The organism is Trichocoleus sp. FACHB-90, assembly GCF_014695505.1.
GTDB classification, from domain to species: domain Bacteria; phylum Cyanobacteriota; class Cyanobacteriia; order Cyanobacteriales; family FACHB-T130; genus Funiculus; species Funiculus sociatus.
Genome location: NZ_JACJOK010000019.1, coordinates 59,644 through 77,656, shown reverse-complemented (window position 1 = coordinate 77,656; position 18,013 = coordinate 59,644). Strand labels below are relative to the sequence as shown.

The 18,013-nt window shown below is 44.6% G+C and carries 16 protein-coding genes; 10 read left to right on the top strand and 6 right to left on the bottom strand.

From position 1 onward, the window contains the following. Positions 1-38 precede the first annotated feature (38 nt). A complete protein-coding gene (locus tag H6F74_RS05250; RefSeq protein ID WP_190437318.1) occupies positions 39-680 on the top strand; it encodes a ThiF family adenylyltransferase in 642 nt (213 codons plus the stop codon). A gap of 308 nt (positions 681-988) precedes the next feature. On the opposite strand, the gene H6F74_RS05245 is transcribed toward H6F74_RS05250, so the two are convergent. Together H6F74_RS05245 and H6F74_RS05240 are read right to left on the bottom strand one after the other, a co-directional pair. Continuing rightward, on the bottom strand, positions 989-1,225 hold the full coding sequence (locus H6F74_RS05245; RefSeq protein WP_190427927.1) for a hypothetical protein: 237 nt from the start codon (positions 1,223-1,225) through the stop codon (positions 989-991). A gap of 251 nt (positions 1,226-1,476) precedes the next feature. Then, on the bottom strand, positions 1,477-2,307 hold the full coding sequence (locus H6F74_RS05240; RefSeq protein ID WP_190437315.1) for a DUF1206 domain-containing protein: 831 nt from the start codon (positions 2,305-2,307) through the stop codon (positions 1,477-1,479). Between the two features lie 264 nt (positions 2,308-2,571). Here H6F74_RS05240 and rppA point away from each other — a divergent pair, with 264 nt between their 5' ends. Both rppA and rppB read left to right on the top strand, forming a co-directional pair. After that, positions 2,572-3,252 carry a two-component system response regulator RppA gene (gene rppA / locus H6F74_RS05235; RefSeq protein ID WP_190437312.1) on the top strand — a complete coding sequence of 227 codons (681 nt, stop codon included), beginning with the start codon at positions 2,572-2,574 and terminating at the stop codon, positions 3,250-3,252. A gap of 61 nt (positions 3,253-3,313) precedes the next feature. Next, complete coding sequence (rppB, locus tag H6F74_RS05230; RefSeq protein ID WP_190437554.1) at positions 3,314-4,663, top strand: two-component system sensor histidine kinase RppB; 1,350 nt, start codon at positions 3,314-3,316, stop codon at positions 4,661-4,663. 3 nt (positions 4,664-4,666) lie between these two features. On the opposite strand, the gene H6F74_RS05225 is transcribed toward rppB, so the two are convergent. Beyond that, entirely contained in the window at positions 4,667-5,029 is a 363-nt protein-coding gene (locus H6F74_RS05225) for a four-helix bundle copper-binding protein (RefSeq protein WP_190437309.1), read from the bottom strand. 223 nt (positions 5,030-5,252) lie between these two features. Here H6F74_RS05225 and H6F74_RS05220 point away from each other — a divergent pair, with 223 nt between their 5' ends. The 3 genes from H6F74_RS05220 (at position 5,253) to H6F74_RS05210 (ending at position 8,499) form a co-directional block, all read left to right on the top strand. After that, the gene (locus H6F74_RS05220; RefSeq protein WP_199300848.1) at positions 5,253-5,948 is read left to right on the top strand and encodes a DUF305 domain-containing protein; all 696 of its coding nucleotides are present in this window, start codon (positions 5,253-5,255) and stop codon (positions 5,946-5,948) included. A gap of 168 nt (positions 5,949-6,116) precedes the next feature. Continuing rightward, on the top strand, positions 6,117-7,730 hold the full coding sequence (locus tag H6F74_RS05215; protein ID WP_190437306.1) for an efflux RND transporter periplasmic adaptor subunit: 1,614 nt from the start codon (positions 6,117-6,119) through the stop codon (positions 7,728-7,730). 70 nt (positions 7,731-7,800) lie between these two features. Continuing rightward, positions 7,801-8,499 (top strand): Uma2 family endonuclease, encoded by a 699-nt coding sequence (locus H6F74_RS05210; protein WP_190437303.1) that lies wholly within the window; start codon positions 7,801-7,803, stop codon positions 8,497-8,499. 42 nt (positions 8,500-8,541) lie between these two features. Here H6F74_RS05210 and H6F74_RS05205 read toward each other — a convergent pair whose 3' ends face one another. Then, positions 8,542-9,327, bottom strand: coding sequence for a GUN4 domain-containing protein (locus H6F74_RS05205; RefSeq protein WP_190437300.1), 786 nt, complete (start codon positions 9,325-9,327; stop codon positions 8,542-8,544). A 91-nt stretch (positions 9,328-9,418) separates the two neighbouring features. On the opposite strand from H6F74_RS05205, the gene H6F74_RS05200 reads away from it, so the two are divergent. Both H6F74_RS05200 and H6F74_RS05195 read left to right on the top strand, forming a co-directional pair. Further along, the gene (locus H6F74_RS05200; RefSeq protein ID WP_190437298.1) at positions 9,419-12,571 is read left to right on the top strand and encodes an efflux RND transporter permease subunit; all 3,153 of its coding nucleotides are present in this window, start codon (positions 9,419-9,421) and stop codon (positions 12,569-12,571) included. Positions 12,572-12,599: 28 nt separating this feature from the next. Beyond that, entirely contained in the window at positions 12,600-13,061 is a 462-nt protein-coding gene (locus H6F74_RS05195) for a hypothetical protein (RefSeq protein WP_190437296.1), read from the top strand. Between the two features lie 83 nt (positions 13,062-13,144). Here the strand turns inward: H6F74_RS05195 and H6F74_RS05190 are convergent, their stop codons facing one another. After that, entirely contained in the window at positions 13,145-13,501 is a 357-nt protein-coding gene (locus H6F74_RS05190; protein WP_190437294.1) for a hypothetical protein, read from the bottom strand. Between the two features lie 130 nt (positions 13,502-13,631). After that, the gene (locus tag H6F74_RS05185; RefSeq protein WP_190437293.1) at positions 13,632-14,747 is read right to left on the bottom strand and encodes a saccharopine dehydrogenase NADP-binding domain-containing protein; all 1,116 of its coding nucleotides are present in this window, start codon (positions 14,745-14,747) and stop codon (positions 13,632-13,634) included. A gap of 956 nt (positions 14,748-15,703) precedes the next feature. Here H6F74_RS05185 and H6F74_RS05180 point away from each other — a divergent pair. Together H6F74_RS05180 and H6F74_RS05175 are read left to right on the top strand one after the other, a co-directional pair. Then, the gene (locus H6F74_RS05180) at positions 15,704-17,638 is read left to right on the top strand and encodes a GAF domain-containing protein (protein ID WP_190437290.1); all 1,935 of its coding nucleotides are present in this window, start codon (positions 15,704-15,706) and stop codon (positions 17,636-17,638) included. Positions 17,639-17,674: 36 nt separating this feature from the next. Continuing rightward, on the top strand, positions 17,675-17,833 hold the full coding sequence (locus H6F74_RS05175; RefSeq protein WP_190437273.1) for a hypothetical protein: 159 nt from the start codon (positions 17,675-17,677) through the stop codon (positions 17,831-17,833). Positions 17,834-18,013: the final 180 nt, after the last annotated feature.

Genomic DNA, 18,013 nt, shown 5'->3' with positions numbered 1-18,013 from the left:
CATTAGCAATTAGCAATTAGCCATTAGCAATTACCAATATGTCTATATTCTTTCACGAACAACTCCACAGAACGCCCGCATTAATGGCACAGTTGCGCGATGTCCCGGTGACTGTTTGCGGTGCGGGGGCGCTGGGTGCAAATATTACAGAAAATCTGGCGCGTTCGGGTTTTGGTAAACTGGTGACAATCGATCGCGATCGCATTGAAGAACGCAACCTCTCCACCCAGCCTTACTACCGTTCAGACGTTGGTGCGTACAAAGCGAAAATTCTCACCAATACTATTTATCGCGCCTTGGGTGTTGCAGTCGATGGGCGTTCCAAAGAATTAACATCCGCAAACGTCGCCCAATTACTTGCTGGTAGCGGTATTGTCATTGATACTTTTGACAACAGCACCAGTCGTCAAATTGTCAAAGATTATTGCACCAATGCAAATATTCCTTGCCTACACGTCGGCTTAGCTTCCGACTATGCCGAGATTATCTGGAACGAAATTTATCGCGTTCCTTCCCCAGCAAATGATGATGTTTGTGACTACCCATTAGCGCGGAATTTAGTTATGTTGGCTGTTGCCGTAGCTTCTGAAGTTATTATTAATTTTGTTGCTACTGGAAATCAGCAGAGTTTCACCGTGACGCTGGGAGATTTTGCCGTCAAACCATTTGATAACTTTTGAATTTTACAGCTTAGATTAGGACTTACGCAGTGCAAGGAAATCAATTTCCAGGCCCAAAGCCCAAGCCAGTTGAAACTGACTAAAAAAGCTCAAACCAACCCATTTCAATGGGTTTGGGCTTTGAGCCGGAACTTTAGTTCACGGCAAGTGCGTAAGTCCTGTTAGATATTGCACTTAGGCCGAGAAGTGCGAGAAAAAGCATTAGGGCTTACGCACGTCAACACGCTGTAGGGGGCAATGCCATGCCCCTACGACACAATCAGGCATTCACTAATTAACTGCGTAAGTCCTGAGCATGAAAAACAGCGTTAATTTCTATTAACCAGAGAAAGTGCAGCTTTTCTGATTCGGTGCGTTACCAATTTTTCAGCTCCCAAAGCGATCAGGAAACCACCTCCTAAACAAGCAGCTTTTGAGAGATTTCCGCTCTCAATAACGAATCCAGAAATTGCTGCCACCACTCCTAGAACTACATATAACTGGAGCAGCCAAAGCGGTTGAAGCTTTAGATCCTTTAGTAACAACTCATCATGTTTGTTGAGCATAGCTTCTACAAATATCTGAATTTATAGTGTTTCTCACTTGGGTGGAATATATCGCGGTTCTAACGGGAAATGCCATTGCCATTTCCCTACAGATGTATCGCAACCAACCCTCGAATTGCTATAGAAAAACACTTAACTATCTATTGAACCACCTTAAAGCCTATTGCCATTACCTCTGCATTAAAATCTCGTTCCTGGACTGCGGCCTGGGAACGAGATAAACTCGACTCTGCCGAAATGTTTAAATTTATTTACCTAGTCTGAATCCGCCGATACCGCGCCTCTACGAAATTATAAATACCATAAGCAATTAGACCGAAGGCAACAATTCCTAAAAGCCAAGGGCCAAAAGGCTGTCGTGCTAGTGCTGCCAAGGCACCACGTAGTCCCTCAACTTCAGTGGCATCGGACTGGCGCGCCGCTTGGAGTAGAAAAAGACCGATAATGCTAAAAACGACACCACGAGAAGCAATACCAAATCTGCTAGCAAGTGTTGCCCATTTCTCCTCTTGTTGGCTCATCTCGCTGATTTTCCACTTTTTGCGGAATTTGGCTTTGTAAGCTCTGTAAAATTGATAGAAGCCCATGCCGATGACCGCGGCTCCAACAATTCCAGTTAGAAATTGACCGAAGGGTTGCGCTAATAAGCGTGCTGTCCAGTCTTGCGAAGAATTACTATTACCCCCGCCTCCCGAACCCAGGATCAGCTTAATTGCACTCCAGGCTAACCCAGCATAGATCAAGCCGCTGCCAGCGTATCCCAGACGCAGCACAAGACCTTTGGCATCGGTGCCTTTGTTTTCCGGATCGGCGATCGCTTCCACGAAACGCCACAGCACGTAACCAAGCAAGCCGAAAGCTACTATAGCCAGTAAGAATTTCCCAAACGGCTGCGTCACAATGCTTTGCAGCGCACCCTTAGTATCAGTGGTTTTGCCGCCTGCACCAAACGCCGCCTGCGCCGCCAGCACTCCCACGGTGGCGTAAACCACCCCTCTCGCCCCAAAGCCCAAACGTGCCAGTCTCTCCACCCACTCAGAAGAATTAGCGCCAGTTATGGGGTCTTTTTGTCCGGTGTTCATAATATTATGTCTCTGCTTGGCTATCAGTAATTGGTGGGTTATGCCATTTTGGATTTTGAAACTCTGGCCTTTAATCAGTCATAAAATTTTAAGTTTTGCAAAGATAAACCAAAATGGTGTTCTAACCATTTTTTAACAATAATTAGTTTTTACCACATCTATCTAAGTGCTTAACTAATATTTTGAAAAGTGCTGAGTGCTGAATAAAATTAAGCGACTTTTCTCTCCCTCACCAGTCGTTTATACAACTTAGTAAAACATCTTATGCGGATACTTTTAGTCGAAGATGAGCCTGATTTGGGTGCGGCAATTAAACGAACCTTAAGCCAGGAAGCGTATATAGTTGATTGGGTTCTGGATGGCACGCAAGCATGGGAATTTTTAGAAAGCCAGTGGACGCAATATACACTGGCTATTTTCGATTGGTTACTGCCAGGTTTATCAGGAATCGAGTTATGTGTAAAGCTACGGCGGCAAAATAATCCTCTACCAGTTTTGATGCTAACTGCTAAAGACAGTATGGAAGATAAAGTTGCTGGGTTGGATGCTGGTGCTGATGATTATTTAATCAAGCCGTTTGGCATGGCAGAACTGTTAGCGAGGCTGCGGGCATTGCAAAGGCGATCGCCTCAACTTCAAGCCCCAGCTCTGCAAGTTGGCAGTTTGACTTTAGATTACACTACTCATACGGTTTGTTATCAGAATAAGCAAGCTATTCCTCTGACTATTAAGGAATTTCAACTGTTAGAGTATTTTATGAAGCATCCGACGCAGATTGTTACTCGCGACCAACTTCTAAATCAGCTTTGGGAATTGGGTGCAGAACCGATGAGTAATGTGGTGGCGGCTCAGATGCGGCTGCTGCGTCGTAAATTAGCTGAATATGGATGCGATCGCGTCCTCGAAACTGTATATGGTGTGGGATATCGTTTAATTAGTCATTAGTTAATAACTAATGGCTAATATTAATAAACAATTAGCCATCCTGACCTTAGCAACTATTAACGTGAATCAAAATAAACTATTTCAGCTAACGCGCTGGCGACTAGCTGGCTGGTATGTTGGCATCATGGGCTTGATTCTGAGTCTGTGTGGATTTGCTGTTTACCGCGCGATCGCTCATGCTAATTGGAACGCACTCGATCGAGAATTAGAATCTGTCGCCGGAACGCTGCACGATAGCATTGAACCAACTTTGAAGCAGCCTGGACGCTTGGAACCAATTACTCAAAAACTCTTACCAGATATTTGTCTTGCTCTTAACGGCTGCGTTACCCAATTAGAAAATACACAGCGTCACGCAATAGGCGCAATTCACCAAGGCGACTACTACGTGCGTTTATTGGATCGTTCAGGACGCTTAATTGCTTTGGCAGGACTTCAGCCAGAGGGATTATATCAAACATCAAAACGGGAATTGTGGCAAATTCACAAGGATCGCCAAGGTACTCGCTACCATCAAATTTCTCTGTCTTTGCATACCCAAGATAATCTCTCTTGGGGATACATTCAGGTGGGGCGAAGCCTTAAAGACCTTGACAATCAACTTGCTGTCTTGAAATTTATCTTATTATTAGGCTTGCCAGTGGCAATGATTTTGGTAGGCGGTTCTAGTTGGTTGTTGGCTGGACTAGCGATGCAACCAATTTACCAATCTTATCGCCAAATTCAACAATTTACAGCGGATGCTGCCCATGAGTTGCGGACACCTCTAGCGGCAATCCAAGCGACGGTAGAATCTTCATTGAGAATAAATAAACTAAGTGGCAAAGAGGCGAGAGACACCCTGATAACTCTGGAGCGTCAGAATCACCGCCTATCTGAACTTGTTAAGGATTTGTTGTTACTATCTCGCATGGATCAGCAGGTTTCGCCTATAAAACTTCGTCTCACCTGTCTCAACGATTTAGTCAGTGATGTGACAGAAGAATTGGCAGCACTGGCGATCGCATCTGATGTTAATCTTATGGCTGACAACGGCAATGTAGGCGAGCCTTTGTATGTAAATGGTGACGAGGAACAGCTGTATCGTCTGCTTTGTAACTTAGTTATTAACGCTATTCAATACACGCCCGTCGGGGAAGAGGTGATGGTTACTTTAGAAAGTAGCGATCGCACTGCGCTGATTCACATAAAAGATACAGGCATCGGCATTACAGCGCAACAACAAAAGCTGATTTTTAACCGATTCTATCGCGTGAATAGCGATCGCTCCCGAAACAGTGGCGGTTCTGGCTTGGGATTGCCGATTGCGCTAGCGATCGCTACTGCCCACAACGGCAGCATACACGTAGAGAGCAAATTGGGCAAAGGCAGCACTTTTACCGTTAAACTGCCTATGCACAATTCAGCCTAAATATCAAGCTTTTGCCATTGCCATTTGTCGGCACGATTCGGCACAGCGACGACACATATCAGCGCACTCTTTCATGTGGGCATCATCGCTCATGCGATCGCAGTTTTCTGCACACCGCTGACAAATCTCGGCACAAATGCCGCAAGTGCGCGTGTGGAGATCGGAACCACGCAGCATAAAATTAGCACTTGTCTGGCAGATTTCCGCACAATCAAGCATCAGCCGAATATGATCTGGTTCTGCGTGCATACCGCCAGTTGGCAGGCAATACGTAACCGCCGTTTGCAAGCAGATGCTGTGGCAATCTTGGCAATTTTGAATGCACTGCTGCATTTCTTGGCTCATTTGTTGCATATGATGTGCCATTATTTTCACCTCTTTTGCGAATGTTTACCTGTTCGCTTTTACCTTAAAAATCAGATAAATTAAGCGCGTCCTTCTAATGAAGTAGATATGGTTTCTATCTAATGATGTATCGGAATTTCATCCTGATTTCATTTTTTTGTAAGACAATAAGTAAACTGTGCTGAATTGATAATAGAAAAAAATCAGCATTATTGTTGAAAATTCTTAGATGGAAATAAAGTCTATGCGAACTAACTTTTTTAAAAATAGCTTTTTGATGCTTACCCTAGTAGCGATCGCTGGATCAACAAGCGCATTTATTACAGCTTGTTCTAGTGCCTCCCAAAACCAAGCCCAAGCCCCAAACGCCTCCCCATCAGATGCTGGCGGTATGGATCATACAGGGCATGGCAGCGGGATGAATCATAGCGTAGCAATGGATTGGGGGCCAGCAGATGCCAACTACGATCTGCGATTTATCGACGCGATGACAATACATCATCAAGGTGCTGTGACGATGGCTCGTGTTGCCCAACAAAAATCTAAACGCCCTGAAATAAAACAGCTATCTGACAACATCATTAAAGATCAAAATAAAGAAATAAATCAGATGCAACAGTGGCGGCAGGGATGGTATCCTCAAGCCAGTAAACAACCTGTTGCCTACGGAGGTGAAGGCAAATCTGTAGTTCCAATGTCGGAACAACAACGCCAAAGCATGATGATGTCTGGAGATATGGGATCTGCCGATGCTGAGTTCGATCTGCGCTTTATTAATGGGATGATTTCGCACCATGAAGGTGCGATAACAATGGCTCAAGATGCACTCAGTAAGTCTAAACGACCGGAAATTAAACAATTAGCCCAAGAAATTATCACTTCTCAAAAAGCAGAAATTGAGCAAATGAAACAGTGGCGACTAGCGTGGTATAAAAAGTAAATAAAAACGCCGGACGACTAAAGTCAAGGGCAAGCAAACAAAGCCTGCGTTGGCAGGCTTCGCCCGTATAGCCGACACCCTACAGGGTGTCGGCAGTAGTGATTTCATCCTGATTTCATTATCTTTTGCGAAACTTGTTAAATGCTGTGATATAAGGAATTTCTAGCCATGCGCTTCTACCTTATGGCAATGCGTTCTGTTTCAGGAATATTTCTATTTTTGTTGTTACTTATAACGCCAAAATTTGTTTTAGCTCATGGTGGACATGGAGACGAATTTCATCAAGAAACAGAAGCAAATCCGGGGACTCAACAGGGAATTCAGGTGGATGCCCAAACAGTAAAGCGGATGGGAATTGAAGTTAAACCTGTCACGAAGCAGCAGATGGATTTTGGCATTAAAACTACAGGACAAATTGAAACTTTGCCCAGCCAAAAAGTAGAAGTTACTTCACCAACGCCAGGTAAAATTGTTGAACTTTTAGTAGAACCTGGTGCCGTTGTCCAAGCAGGGAAAGTTGTCGCCGTCATCGCTGCACCTGACTTAGTAGAATTGCGCGTCAATTCCCAGGAAAAACGGGCAGAAGCAGAGGCAGATTTGCAACAAGCTGAAGCTGATTTAAAGTTAGCCGAACAAAATTATCAGCGATACTTGCAGATAGCCGCAGCAGACATAAAACAAGCCCGCAGCCAGTTAGCCTTGGCTGAGGAACGGTATAACCGAGATCGGGAACTCTCAGCACAGGGAGCAATTCCGCGCCGCCAAGTGCTGGAAGACGAAACCGAACTGGCAGAAGCTTTGGCGACAGTTACCAAAGCCACCAGCCGCCGGGAAGTTCTGGAAGCTGAAGCGCAACTTAAACGCGCTAAATCAGCGGTAGAAGTGGCAAAATCTCGTATCCGTTTGAGTAACGCCGCTTATCAAACTCGACTGCAACAGTTGGGAACGAGAGCAAATGATAAAGGATTAGTAACTGTAACTGCACCGATTTCTGGCACCGTTGCTGATAGGGAAATCACTCTTGGTCAATCGGTGGAAGAGGCGGGGGGAAAGTTGATGACTATCCTCAATAATAGTCGGGTTTGGGCTACGGCGAATATCTACGAAAAAGATTTAGAAAAAGTGAAAATTGGGCAACAAGCGATCGCAAAGGTTGCCAGTTTGCCAAATCGCACTTTTACAGGGAAGATTGCCGTAATTGGTTCGGTTGTAGAAGGTGAAACGCGGGTTGTGCCAGTCAAAGCCGAACTGGATAATGCTGATGGACAATTGAAACCGGGAATGTTTGCCCAATTAGAAGTTTTGACTGATAAGACACCAACTGCTGTGTTAGTGATTCCAACTTCAGCTGTGGTAGAAGCCAATGGCAGGCAGCTGGTTTATGTGGAAAATGGTACAACCTTCGAGCCTGCTGAAGTTACTTTGGGCAGAACTTTGGGAAACTTAGTTGAAATTAAGAGTGGCTTGTTTGATGGCGATCGCATCGTCACCCAAGGCGCAATTCAACTTTATGCCGAATCTTTAAAAGGCAATCGATCCCCACAAGAGGGCGCAATTCGGGGGGCGGAAAAAGGCAAAAATGAACCGCCTAACTCAGAACTCAACACTCAGAACTCAGCACTTCCCTGGTTGTGGGCTGTAGCTGGTGCGGGAGCGATCGCATCTGGTGCTTTTTGGTTAGGTCGTCGCACCAAAAAAGCCGTCAGTTTGGTAGATTTCTCAATTCCCGAAATGCCGAAAACTCAGGATTCCGATCCCCAGCAACTAACCCCAAAACGGTAGATTATGCCTATCTCTAGCCTGAACGCCTGAGCAAGTTAAGATCCAGACAGGAGGCGCTAAAAGAGCGATTATGGTAAACTACAATCCGCTACAAAATCTACCCTCAAGTGACGAACTACCAGATTCTGACGACACTCCAGTGGATCATGAATTACAAATCCTAATCCCCACCTTGCTGAGGATAATTTTAAATTTGCTGTGGGCTAGTCGTAACGACTGGTTTTTCGGCGTAAATATGGGCATTTACCATACAACTGGGACAAATCCCAGAATTGCCATAGTTCCCGATAGTTTCCTGAGTTTGGGAGTACCGCGACTCAAGAATGGTAAGTTACGACCAAGTTACATCGTTTGGGAAGAAAATAACATTGTTCCAATTTGGGTCTTAGAAGTCGTTTCCAAAACCTACGGGGGAGAATACGACGAGAAAATTACCGATTATGCCCGATTAGGGGTGTTGTACTATTGCGTTTACAACCCCGATTATTCTCGGCGCGACAAGCATAATGTCTTGGAGGTGTACCGCTTGGTGAACGGAGAATATGTACGTCAACCGGGTGAACCCGTCTGGATGCCGGAAATTGGCTTAGGAATTGGGCGCGAAAATGGCACTCACGATCGCTGTCATCGGGAATGGCTGTATTGGTATGACGAGCAAGGTAATAGATTCCCAACGCCAGATGAACGAACAGAGCAAGAGCGGCAACGAGCAGAGCGTCTTGTAGAGTTGCTACGGGCAAGGGGAATTGATCCGGAAACGCTCAGTTAGAGGTTTAATTTGTGTAAGTGACGATGGAGAGAATTTTACAAGTTACCAGTCTTTGTCAGAGAGAAGAAAAACGTAGGCTTGTCTCTTTTCCCACCAAAACCCCGTCACACCCCAACTCAACCCTCCCAACCTGACAGCAACAGCAGGCAAATGTCCATTGGGAGCCGAGGAATTGAAGGTAAGGTCATCGACTTGTAGCCAGTTTTGATTCACGCGCCATCCTACGCGATCGCTAAAAGCTTCATAAATTTGATCGTCAGCGTTGAAATTTCCGCCTACGCTTTTCCAAATTTGCTTTTGTACACTAAACCCAAAGCGTCCATCAGAGGATTGTAACCAAAGTTTGTCGATAGCGCGAAGGTCTTCACAAGGGAATTTTTCGATGGCTGCTACATCCAGCCAACCTTCTTTTTCTCGATCTGCCACTTGAAGCATAATCCTGAGTGTTTCTTCGTCAGCTTCTTTCCATCTTCCTGATGCTAGGAGAACAGCTAGTTTTGAAGCTAACATTGGCTTACTTTGTTGAGTTGCAGGCTTTGCGAAAACGTCATTAATAGATGTTTTCAACTCGCGCATACCATCTTCAATCTCACCGATCAAACTTCCTGGTGGTGGTGACTGGATGGTTGTTTCTTGATTCTTCGGCGGCGGCTGATTTAAGTTTTCCCGCTTTCTTGCTTCTTCACGCTGAGCTAATCGCTGATGTCTGTCTTGTTCGCGTCGTTGCTCCTCTTGTCGGTGCTGCTTCCATGCAGTCCAGGCTAACACTCCCGCCCCTACTACTGCGACGATTACGAGCATCACCCCAATAATTGCCACTTTACCCATAACTCTTCTACTTCTTAGCTAAAATTTCATCCTGATTTCATTTTGCTGTGTCAATTATTAAAAAGGGATTCTCACGACTGACAAACCAAAAATGCTCAGTACCATCATCAAGTGGTCTATTAAACAACGCTGGATAGTTGTCCTCGCCGCCGGGGTAATTACAGTATGGATCTTTCGCGTGGCTTCGCAAATGCCAGTGGATGTTTTTCCCGATTTTGCTCCACCTCAAGTAGAAATACAAACTGAAGCCCCAGGATTGGCACCAGAGGAAGTAGAATCCCTCGTTACTTTACCTATTGAAAGTGCAATTAATGGGACTCCGGGAGTAACAACAGTACGCTCTGCCTCAGCGGTGGGACTCTCAGTTGTTAAAGTTATTTTCAACTGGGAAACTGATATTTATCAAGCCCGGCAGTTAGTGACAGAAAGATTGCAGCAAGCTCAAGAAAAACTACCAGAAAGTGTCGATTCACCCCAAATTTCGCCTATTAGTTCTCCTATCGGTACTGTAATCCAATATGCTTTTACTATTACCGAGGATAAACCTCAATCCCAAATTGACTTGATGGAGTTACGACGGATTGTCGATTGGCAAGTGACCAATCGCCTCTTAGCTGTTCCTGGTGTCTCGCAAGTTGTGGCTTATGGCGGTGATATTCGCCAGTATCAAGTATTAGTTGATTCAGAAAAGCTGAAAGCGTTTAATGTCTCTTTGCGCGAAGTACAAGAAGCTGCTGCTGCTGCTAATGTTAATGCTCCTGGTGGTTATTTAACTAATCCAGACCAAGAATTATTAATCCGAGGCATTGGCCGGATTGAATCTATTGAAGACTTACAGCAATCAGTAATTACATCTCGCAATGGTACACCCATTATGCTAGGAGATGTTGCTGATGTTAAAATTGGTGCTGCCTTGAAGCGTGGCGATGCCAGCTTAAACGGCAAAAAGGCAATAGTTTTAATGGTTAATAAACAGCCGCTTGTTGATACTCCTACTGTCACTCGTGCCATAGAAGCGGCAATGGCAGAGGTTAAATCTGGCTTACCCAAAGATGTACAAGTGCAGGTAACTTTTCGTCAAGAAGACTTTATCGATGCTTCGATTGAAAATGTTAGGGAAGCTTTGGTCGAAGGTAGCTTTATTGTTGCCCTAATTTTGATTCCGTTTTTGATGAATTGGCGGACTCTCGTAGTTAGCCTTACGGCGCTTCCCTTGTCTTTGCTGCTAGGATTACTGGCGTTAAATTGGCTGGGACAGGGACTTAATACGATGACTTTGGGCGGCTTGGCTGTAGCCATTGGTTCAGCGGTAGATGATGCGATTGTGGATGCTGAAAATGTCTACCGTTCTCTCCGGGAATATAAGAACAAGGGACTGGGGACTAGGGAAAGTGAACAAGGGAATCTTCCCAATTCCCAATCCCAAATTCCAAATAGAAAATCCGCTTTAGATGTGGTTTTTGAAGGCTGTCAGGAGGTGCGCGATTCTCTGTTTGGTGCCACATTAATTACTGTGGTTGTATTTTCCCCAATTTTTGCTTTGGCTGGTGTAGAAGGTCGCATTTTTGCACCGATGGGTATTGCTTATTTAGTGGCAGTTTTGGCTTCTAGTGTTACAGCACTTACAGTTACTCCAGCTTTATGTGCTATCTTACTGCCTCACGGTAGTTTTCCAGAAAAAGAACCGTGGGTGGCGAGATTTTTTAAAGGGCTTTATCGTCCCTTTTTAATGTTTTCTCTGCGTAGTTCTAAGCTAATTTCTGCGATCGCGATCGCATCTCTTGTAGCAGCAATTGCGATCGCGCCTTCGTTGGGACGGGTATTTTTGCCGGAGTTTCAAGAGCGATCGCTCGTCAATACCCTGACTCTCTATCCCGGTGTTTCTCTAGAAAATACCAACCGTGCTGGTGAAGCGCTTCAGGATGCTCTCAAGGACGATCCCCGCTTTGATTTTATCCAGTTACGATCGGGACGCGCCCCCGGAGATGCTGATGCAGCAGGTGTGAACTTTGGACATTTGGATGTGGAACTGAGCGAAGCTGGGATAAAAGACCGCAAGGGAAGTATTGAAAAGCTACGGGAAGAATTTATTAAATTACCTGGTGTTGCGCCCAATATTGGCGGTTTTATTTCTCACCGGATGGATGAAGTGCTATCAGGGGTAAGGAGTGCGATCGCTCTCAAAATTTTTGGCCCCGACTTGCAGCAACTCCGCACAATTGGCAGACAAGTCGAAGACATCATGAAAACTGTCCCCGGTATTGTAGACTTGCAACTAGAACCTCAATTGCCAATTAGACAGATTCAAATTCAGTTTGACAGATCAGCTGCTGCTCGTTATGGTTTAACTGTGGGTGAACTGTCAGAAACTATTGAAACAGCGCTCAATGGAAAAGTCGTTTCCCAAGTCTTAGAGCAGCAACAAACCTTTGACCTTGTTGTGTGGTTAAAAGAAGATGCTCGCCGCAACTTGGATACTATTAGTAACTTGCTAGTCGATACTCCTAACAATCAAAAAATTCCCCTCGCTCAAGTTGCCAAAATTGACTACGGGACAGGCCCAAATACTATCAACCGTGAAAATGTTTCCCGTTTAATTGTTGTATCCGCCAACGCCAGCGGTAGAGATTTGCGCTCTGTAGTAGATGAAATTAGCGCCAAAGTTAAGCAACAAGTGCAATTACCCCCAGGTTACTTTATTCAATATGGCGGTCAATTCGAGTCGGAACAACGAGCTACTCAAAACATATTACTATTTAGCTCTTTAGCTTTCGTGATAATTACAATATTAATATATTTTTCAGTTAAATCTTTTCCCTCAACTGCGATGATTATGATTAATTTACCCTTAGCATTAGTGGGAGGAGTGCTTTCAATTGCGCTCACAGATGGCGTTATCTCTGTGGCTTCTCTGGTTGGCTTTATCACCCTGTTTGGTGTCGCCACTCGTAACGGGTTGTTATTAGTTGATAATTACAATGCTAAATTTGCCGATGGTTTGCCTTTCCGTGAAGTCATAATTGAAGGCTCGATGCAGCGGCTAAATGCTATTTTGATGACGGCTTTTACCTCGGCTTTGGGTTTGTTACCTCTGGTATTTGGCGGCGGTGCTGGTAAAGAAATTCTGCAACCTTTAGCGGTAGTGGTGTTGGGGGGATTGTTTACTTCTACAGCTTTAACGCTGTTAGTATTACCTGCTTTGTATGCTCAGTTTGGGAAAATTTTGATACCTAAAAAGGTTTGATATAAAGCGCCAAGGACGCAAAGGAAAGATGAAATTATTTAAGGTAAGTTTGGCTGTTTTTGCTATGGGATTACTTCTTTTGGGTTCCTGTAGTAACGGACAACAAGCAGTAACTCCAGATAATAGTCCCGCTGTTTCTCCCTCAGAAACGGCTGACAAAGCCGACCACTCTACACCTGCCAAAGGAGGTAAAGTTGTGGAGACGGGAAACTATCATTTAGAGTTTGTTTCTGAAAAGGAAGATAAAGGCACTCACCTGGATTTGTATCTTCAGAAAGGTGACACTCACGAAGCAATTCCTAACGCCAAAGTAACGGCTCAGGTTCAGTTACCTAATGGGACTCAAAAAACGCTAGATATGAAATACGATGCTGAGGGTAAACACTACGCTGTTTTGCTACCTGAGCAAGCACCTGGGGAGTATAAAGTTGTTATTCTCTCTGATATTAATGGCGAAAAGGTAAATGGTCGTTTTACCTTTAATCGATAGGTATTTGTTGATAGCCAAGCGGTGAGGCAGAGCCTCTAATTTCTAGTTTTCCTAAGTTTGGAAACTAGAAATTAGAGATATTTTTAGTCGTTTCCTGTCACCTTTTGAATTAAATCTTGCGCTTTTTCTATCAAATTTGGCTCGGAATTTTCTTCTGTAGCGCTTGTTACTGTCTTGACGTTAGCCTTTTCATTGAAGTCAAAGGTTTTATTAGCATTTTCTGATGCCTGCTTTTCTTCTTCTAAAATACCTGTGGCTTCGCTATATTCGTAGGCGCGATCAATTTTTTCTTGAGATGACAACTTGTCTTTTGAATGTAGCACTGCATAACTCGGTGCGGCGAAAATAAATATACTTGACAAGCTGATTAAAGCCATCAAACCTAAAACAAAAATACGTTTTTGCATTCCTTGCTTGAGAGCTAATAAAATTCTTTGCATGAAAATTACCTCCTGATTTTTTCGCAATACTTTGAGCAGACGCGAGTAGATAAAACTACTAAAGTCATCTATTAGTACGAAATGAATCGTACTTGTCCAGCTACAACTGTGCCTTCTGCCGCAGGATACATTAATTTTTCTGAGGCAACCACTCTTGATGAATATTAAGCCCTCGGCTTTGCATGGTATGTTCAAATAAATCGGTGGGGAGTGCCTGTTCTACTGCCCAAACACCGGGTTTTTTGAGTTTCCCAGTTAGCAATAATTCGGCAAGGCTGCCAGTACCATAACCAGCTGCAACTGCGGTGTTTTCATGCACTAAAGTTGAGCAAAACTTGGCTGGTTGTCCATCTTTACGTCCGCTGGCTTCAGAACGAATGGCTACGCCAACTCCGGTAAAGCGATCGCTTACATCGGTCATGCGGTGACTGACTCTGGCTAAAAACTCGATGACATAACGATTTCTTAGCCAACTCGCAGGCCACCAGTGGGCAACGCTCCAGGTAAGATAATTGTAAAAATCGGGAACTGTGCCAAATTTGGTGATTACGGTTTTGACTGGGAAAGTTTCCGGTAGGGTAAACGCTTCTGGCATATCAAACCAGTAAACGCCAGTGCGACCGTAAGGCGGTGGAAACTCAATAGTTTCGCGATCGCTATACGGCTTTATCTCCTGCCATTGACCATCTATCCAAACTTCAAAGGGTTTTTGCAACCCTAGAAATGTGGTTCGCATCACCGTCACCCCAGAACCGCCGGAACCGGATACTAGATAACTCAGGTGAATCCTGTCTGTTTCATCTAGCTGCTCGACGCACTGGCGCACCATACTATTAGAGATACCGGGGAAAATTCCCGTATTAACAATCGCTGTCACCCCCGCAGCGGCAGCTTCTTCCCGGCAATCTAAGGCTTTGCGCGTATAGGATGGGTGATCGCTGACATCCAGATAGTTGACACCCTCTTTTATACAGATTTTTAGGACTCTATCATCCCGGTAATGAAATGGCCCCGCACAGTGGATTACCAGATTACAAGAGGCGATCGCATCCCTGAGTACCGAGTCGTCTGCCAAATCTAGAGCCAGGAATTTCACTTTCGACCCCAACTCTTGAGTGACCGACATCCCAGCAGCTTCGTGTCTGCCAGTAAGTATAACTTGCGCCTGTGTGTGTGCGACCAGATCGGCTGCTACGCTGCTGCCAATCCGTCCGCTTCCTCCAAGAATTAAAACCTGCTCTGTCATTAATTAAGTTTTATTAACGCTAACTTTCAGTTCATCAGTTTAGAATGCTTTTCTTCATCGGTTACAAGGAATACTTTGCCTCCTCAGAAAGGATGAAGAATAATTTATTCTCTCCATGTCTGTGCATCCGCTACCTAACCTCTAGCCCTACTTATTCTACAAAATTATCAGGATAATAAGGAAAAATTATTTTGATCTATGAGATACAGACAATGTGCTGCTGATTTGGGCTAATAGAATAATTCTCCTAACCTTCTGATACCAAACAATAGTACATTATGGAAAAATACAATAGTGTGTGAAATTGTTTAAAACCCCTTAATCTCAAAATAACCTGAGTACATTGTTCGCGCACTCTCGAATAATATAATTACCTGAATTTGGCATAAATTCGCCTTTTGAAATTGTCCCAGATGTAGAAGAAAAAATGTTCGACCAGCAGATTGAGGCTTTTTTCCGACGACTCCAGAACCTGAGTGTGCAAGAATGCAGGCAGCTGTAGAAGAATGGCAAACAGCGCCGAAAAACGCGATCGCTCATCAAAACTCCTAGTCGCCATCCGTCATGGTCTGGAAGTGGAGAGGAGAGCGTTATTATGATTTGGTTTGGTTTGACGATAGCCCCCGAAACGGGTATTTGGTGACAAATCCCATTGGGGTTATTATAGAAGCAACCCAAGCAGCAAGCTTGGTGAAGGTTTCCCAGGAAAGTTGAGTGGGCAAACTGTTAGCTATCTTTGTGGCAGGTTCGGCTCGGCAAAACTTTTATACCAACTTAAGTCAGGTACTCCAAAGCCTAGAAACCAAGGAATGGGAGGTTAAGATTCAGACAAAGACAGGGGGTGTTCTTTCCTGCTGTCTTTAAGTTTAGCGCAGCACTAGACTTGAGCGGTCAGGTGATGGAATAACGAAAAGCTGTTAGAAGACATTACACAGCGTCAGCGGTACGAAGCAGCTATGGAGAGCGATCGCAATAATTTGGAAAAGCAAGTTGAACAACGAACCGCGGAGATTCAGGAAGCCAATGAAAAACTAAAACAGGAGATCGCCAAGCGTCGGCGGGCGGAAAAAGCCCTCTCGCAAAGGGCTGAAGGAGAATGGGTAATCCGGGTCATTACCGAGCGCATCCGAGGCTCATTAAACTTGGAGGAAGTTCTTAATACTACGGTGGCAGAAGTCCGACAATTTCTGGAGAGCGATCGCTCTGTCATATACCAAATTAAGGGAAATGAACAAGCCGTAGTCGTGGCTGAATCAGTTGATGCGGGTTGGCCCTCTATTTTAGGCGTTAACATTGCCTCAACCTCGTTTAAAGAAAGGATAGCAGTCTATCGCGAGGGACAGGTAAGAGCGATCGATGATATGCAACAGGAAGGCTTTCCTATAGCTATCAACGAGTATGTGCAGCAACAGCAAGTCAAAGCCGCCTTGATAGCTCCCATCCTGCACGGTAATAAGTTTTGGGGGGTACTGGCAACTCATCAATGTTCCGCACAACGTCACTGGGAACCGTTTGAGATCGATCTGCTCAAGCAATTGGCAACACAAGTGTCAATTGCCATTCAGCAATCAGAACTTTATCAGCAAGTGCAGCAACTCAACGCTAACCTGGAGTGCCAAGTACGCGAACGCACCGCCCAACTGCAACAATCCCTCGACTTTGAAGCGATGCTTAAACGCATCACTGACGATGTACGCGATAGCCTCGACGAAAACCAAATTTTGCAAATAGTCGTTTGGGAATTAGCCGTCGGGTTGAACATCGAAGGCTGCGATACCGCTTTGTATGACAGCGATCGCGCTACCTCTACTATTCGCTATGAGTATACTCTGGGAATGCCCACCGCTCAGGGGCATTTGGTGCAAATGGCAGAGTTTCGCGAAGGTTATAATCAGCTTCTGCACGGTCAGTATTTCCAATTTTGTCAACTCGGCCCCGATATTCGCGGTACCTTCGCTAGACTTATTTGCCCGATTTTCGATGACCAAGGCGTGCTAGGCGATTTATGCTTATTCAAGCCGCCCCAAGAAGCCTTTAACGAAAAAGAAATCCGACTGGTGCAGCAAGTGGCGAATCAGTGCGCGATCGCTATTCGCCAAGCGAGATTGTATCAAGCAGCGCGATCGCAAGTCGAGGCTCTAGAAAATCTCAATCGCCTCAAAGATGACTTTCTCAACACCGTTTCTCACGAATTACGCACCCCCGTCGCCAACATGAAAATGGCGATTCAAATGCTTTCCATCGCCCTTAATCGAGACTCGCCATTTTTAGCGGAACTCAGCAAACCAAAAGCAGAACAAAGCAAAGTGGCTCGCTACTTTCAAATATTGCAAAACGAATGCGATCGCGAAATTCGCCTCATTGATGACCTTTTGGACTTGCAGCGACTCTATACAGAAGCTCAACCTTTATTACTAACATCAATTCAGCTACAGGAATGGCTACCGCCAATTGTAGAACCATTTCAAGAACGAGGCAAAAACCGCCAGCAAAGCTTGCTTCTTAACATCCCCCCCAATTTGCCCCGCTTCACCTGCGATCCCACCACTCTAGGCAGAATCTTGACCGAATTGCTAGAAAATGCCTGCAAATACACGCCCCCATTAGAAACAATTACACTCACAGTCCAAGCTGTTGAAACATGCCGCTCAAATCTCATGCAGCTGAGCGTAATCAATTCTGGAGTTGAGATTCCACAAAGCGAACTAAATCGGATTTTTGAGAAATTCTATCGCATCCCCAGTTCCGATCCCTGGAAGCAAGGCGGAACTGGATTAGGACTAGCTCTAGTAAAAAAATTAGTAGCACATTTGGGAGGTACGCTGCGAGTAGAAAGTAAAAATCGTCAAACCAGCTTTACCATAGAGTTGCCCATTAATGACCTTCATTAATGATTATTTCTTGAACAAGTAAAATATACTGTTGATATGGGTCAAACCATTAACGGATGCTATCTACTGCACAATGGTTGCACTTGGCTCTATCTGGCTATTTCCCAGGCTTCGACATTGGCTTGTAACATTTGCAATGCTGCTGTTCCCACCACAACGGTTACACAACTGCTGTTACCAGCGATTACCGCCTAAATCAGTACACCTTGATAGTTATTTCGTGAACCGAGTTTAAATAATTCATACATGAAATTTACATTTACTTTAAAACCTTCCCAGTATAATTCCGTATAATTTGGGAGGTAACAGTTATAAGAATACTGTATTCTTTTAATTAGTAAAAATAACTAGCCTAGGTAGAATAGACAGGATAAG

Coding starts and splice junctions, on each gene's coding strand:
- H6F74_RS05250 (WP_190437318.1), top strand. CDS start 39: ATGTCTATATTCTTTCACGAACAACTCCACAGAACGCCCGCATTAATG.
- H6F74_RS05245 (WP_190427927.1), bottom strand. CDS start 1,225: ATGCTCAACAAACATGATGAGTTGTTACTAAAGGATCTAAAGCTTCAA.
- H6F74_RS05240 (WP_190437315.1), bottom strand. CDS start 2,307: ATGAACACCGGACAAAAAGACCCCATAACTGGCGCTAATTCTTCTGAG.
- rppA (WP_190437312.1), top strand. CDS start 2,572: ATGCGGATACTTTTAGTCGAAGATGAGCCTGATTTGGGTGCGGCAATT.
- H6F74_RS05225 (WP_190437309.1), bottom strand. CDS start 5,029: ATGGCACATCATATGCAACAAATGAGCCAAGAAATGCAGCAGTGCATT.
- H6F74_RS05220 (WP_199300848.1), top strand. CDS start 5,253: ATGCGAACTAACTTTTTTAAAAATAGCTTTTTGATGCTTACCCTAGTA.
- H6F74_RS05215 (WP_190437306.1), top strand. CDS start 6,117: ATGCGCTTCTACCTTATGGCAATGCGTTCTGTTTCAGGAATATTTCTA.
- H6F74_RS05210 (WP_190437303.1), top strand. CDS start 7,801: ATGGTAAACTACAATCCGCTACAAAATCTACCCTCAAGTGACGAACTA.
- H6F74_RS05205 (WP_190437300.1), bottom strand. CDS start 9,327: ATGGGTAAAGTGGCAATTATTGGGGTGATGCTCGTAATCGTCGCAGTA.
- H6F74_RS05200 (WP_190437298.1), top strand. CDS start 9,419: ATGCTCAGTACCATCATCAAGTGGTCTATTAAACAACGCTGGATAGTT.
- H6F74_RS05195 (WP_190437296.1), top strand. CDS start 12,600: ATGAAATTATTTAAGGTAAGTTTGGCTGTTTTTGCTATGGGATTACTT.
- H6F74_RS05190 (WP_190437294.1), bottom strand. CDS start 13,501: ATGCAAAGAATTTTATTAGCTCTCAAGCAAGGAATGCAAAAACGTATT.
- H6F74_RS05185 (WP_190437293.1), bottom strand. CDS start 14,747: ATGACAGAGCAGGTTTTAATTCTTGGAGGAAGCGGACGGATTGGCAGC.
- H6F74_RS05180 (WP_190437290.1), top strand. CDS start 15,704: ATGGAGAGCGATCGCAATAATTTGGAAAAGCAAGTTGAACAACGAACC.
- H6F74_RS05175 (WP_190437273.1), top strand. CDS start 17,675: ATGGGTCAAACCATTAACGGATGCTATCTACTGCACAATGGTTGCACT.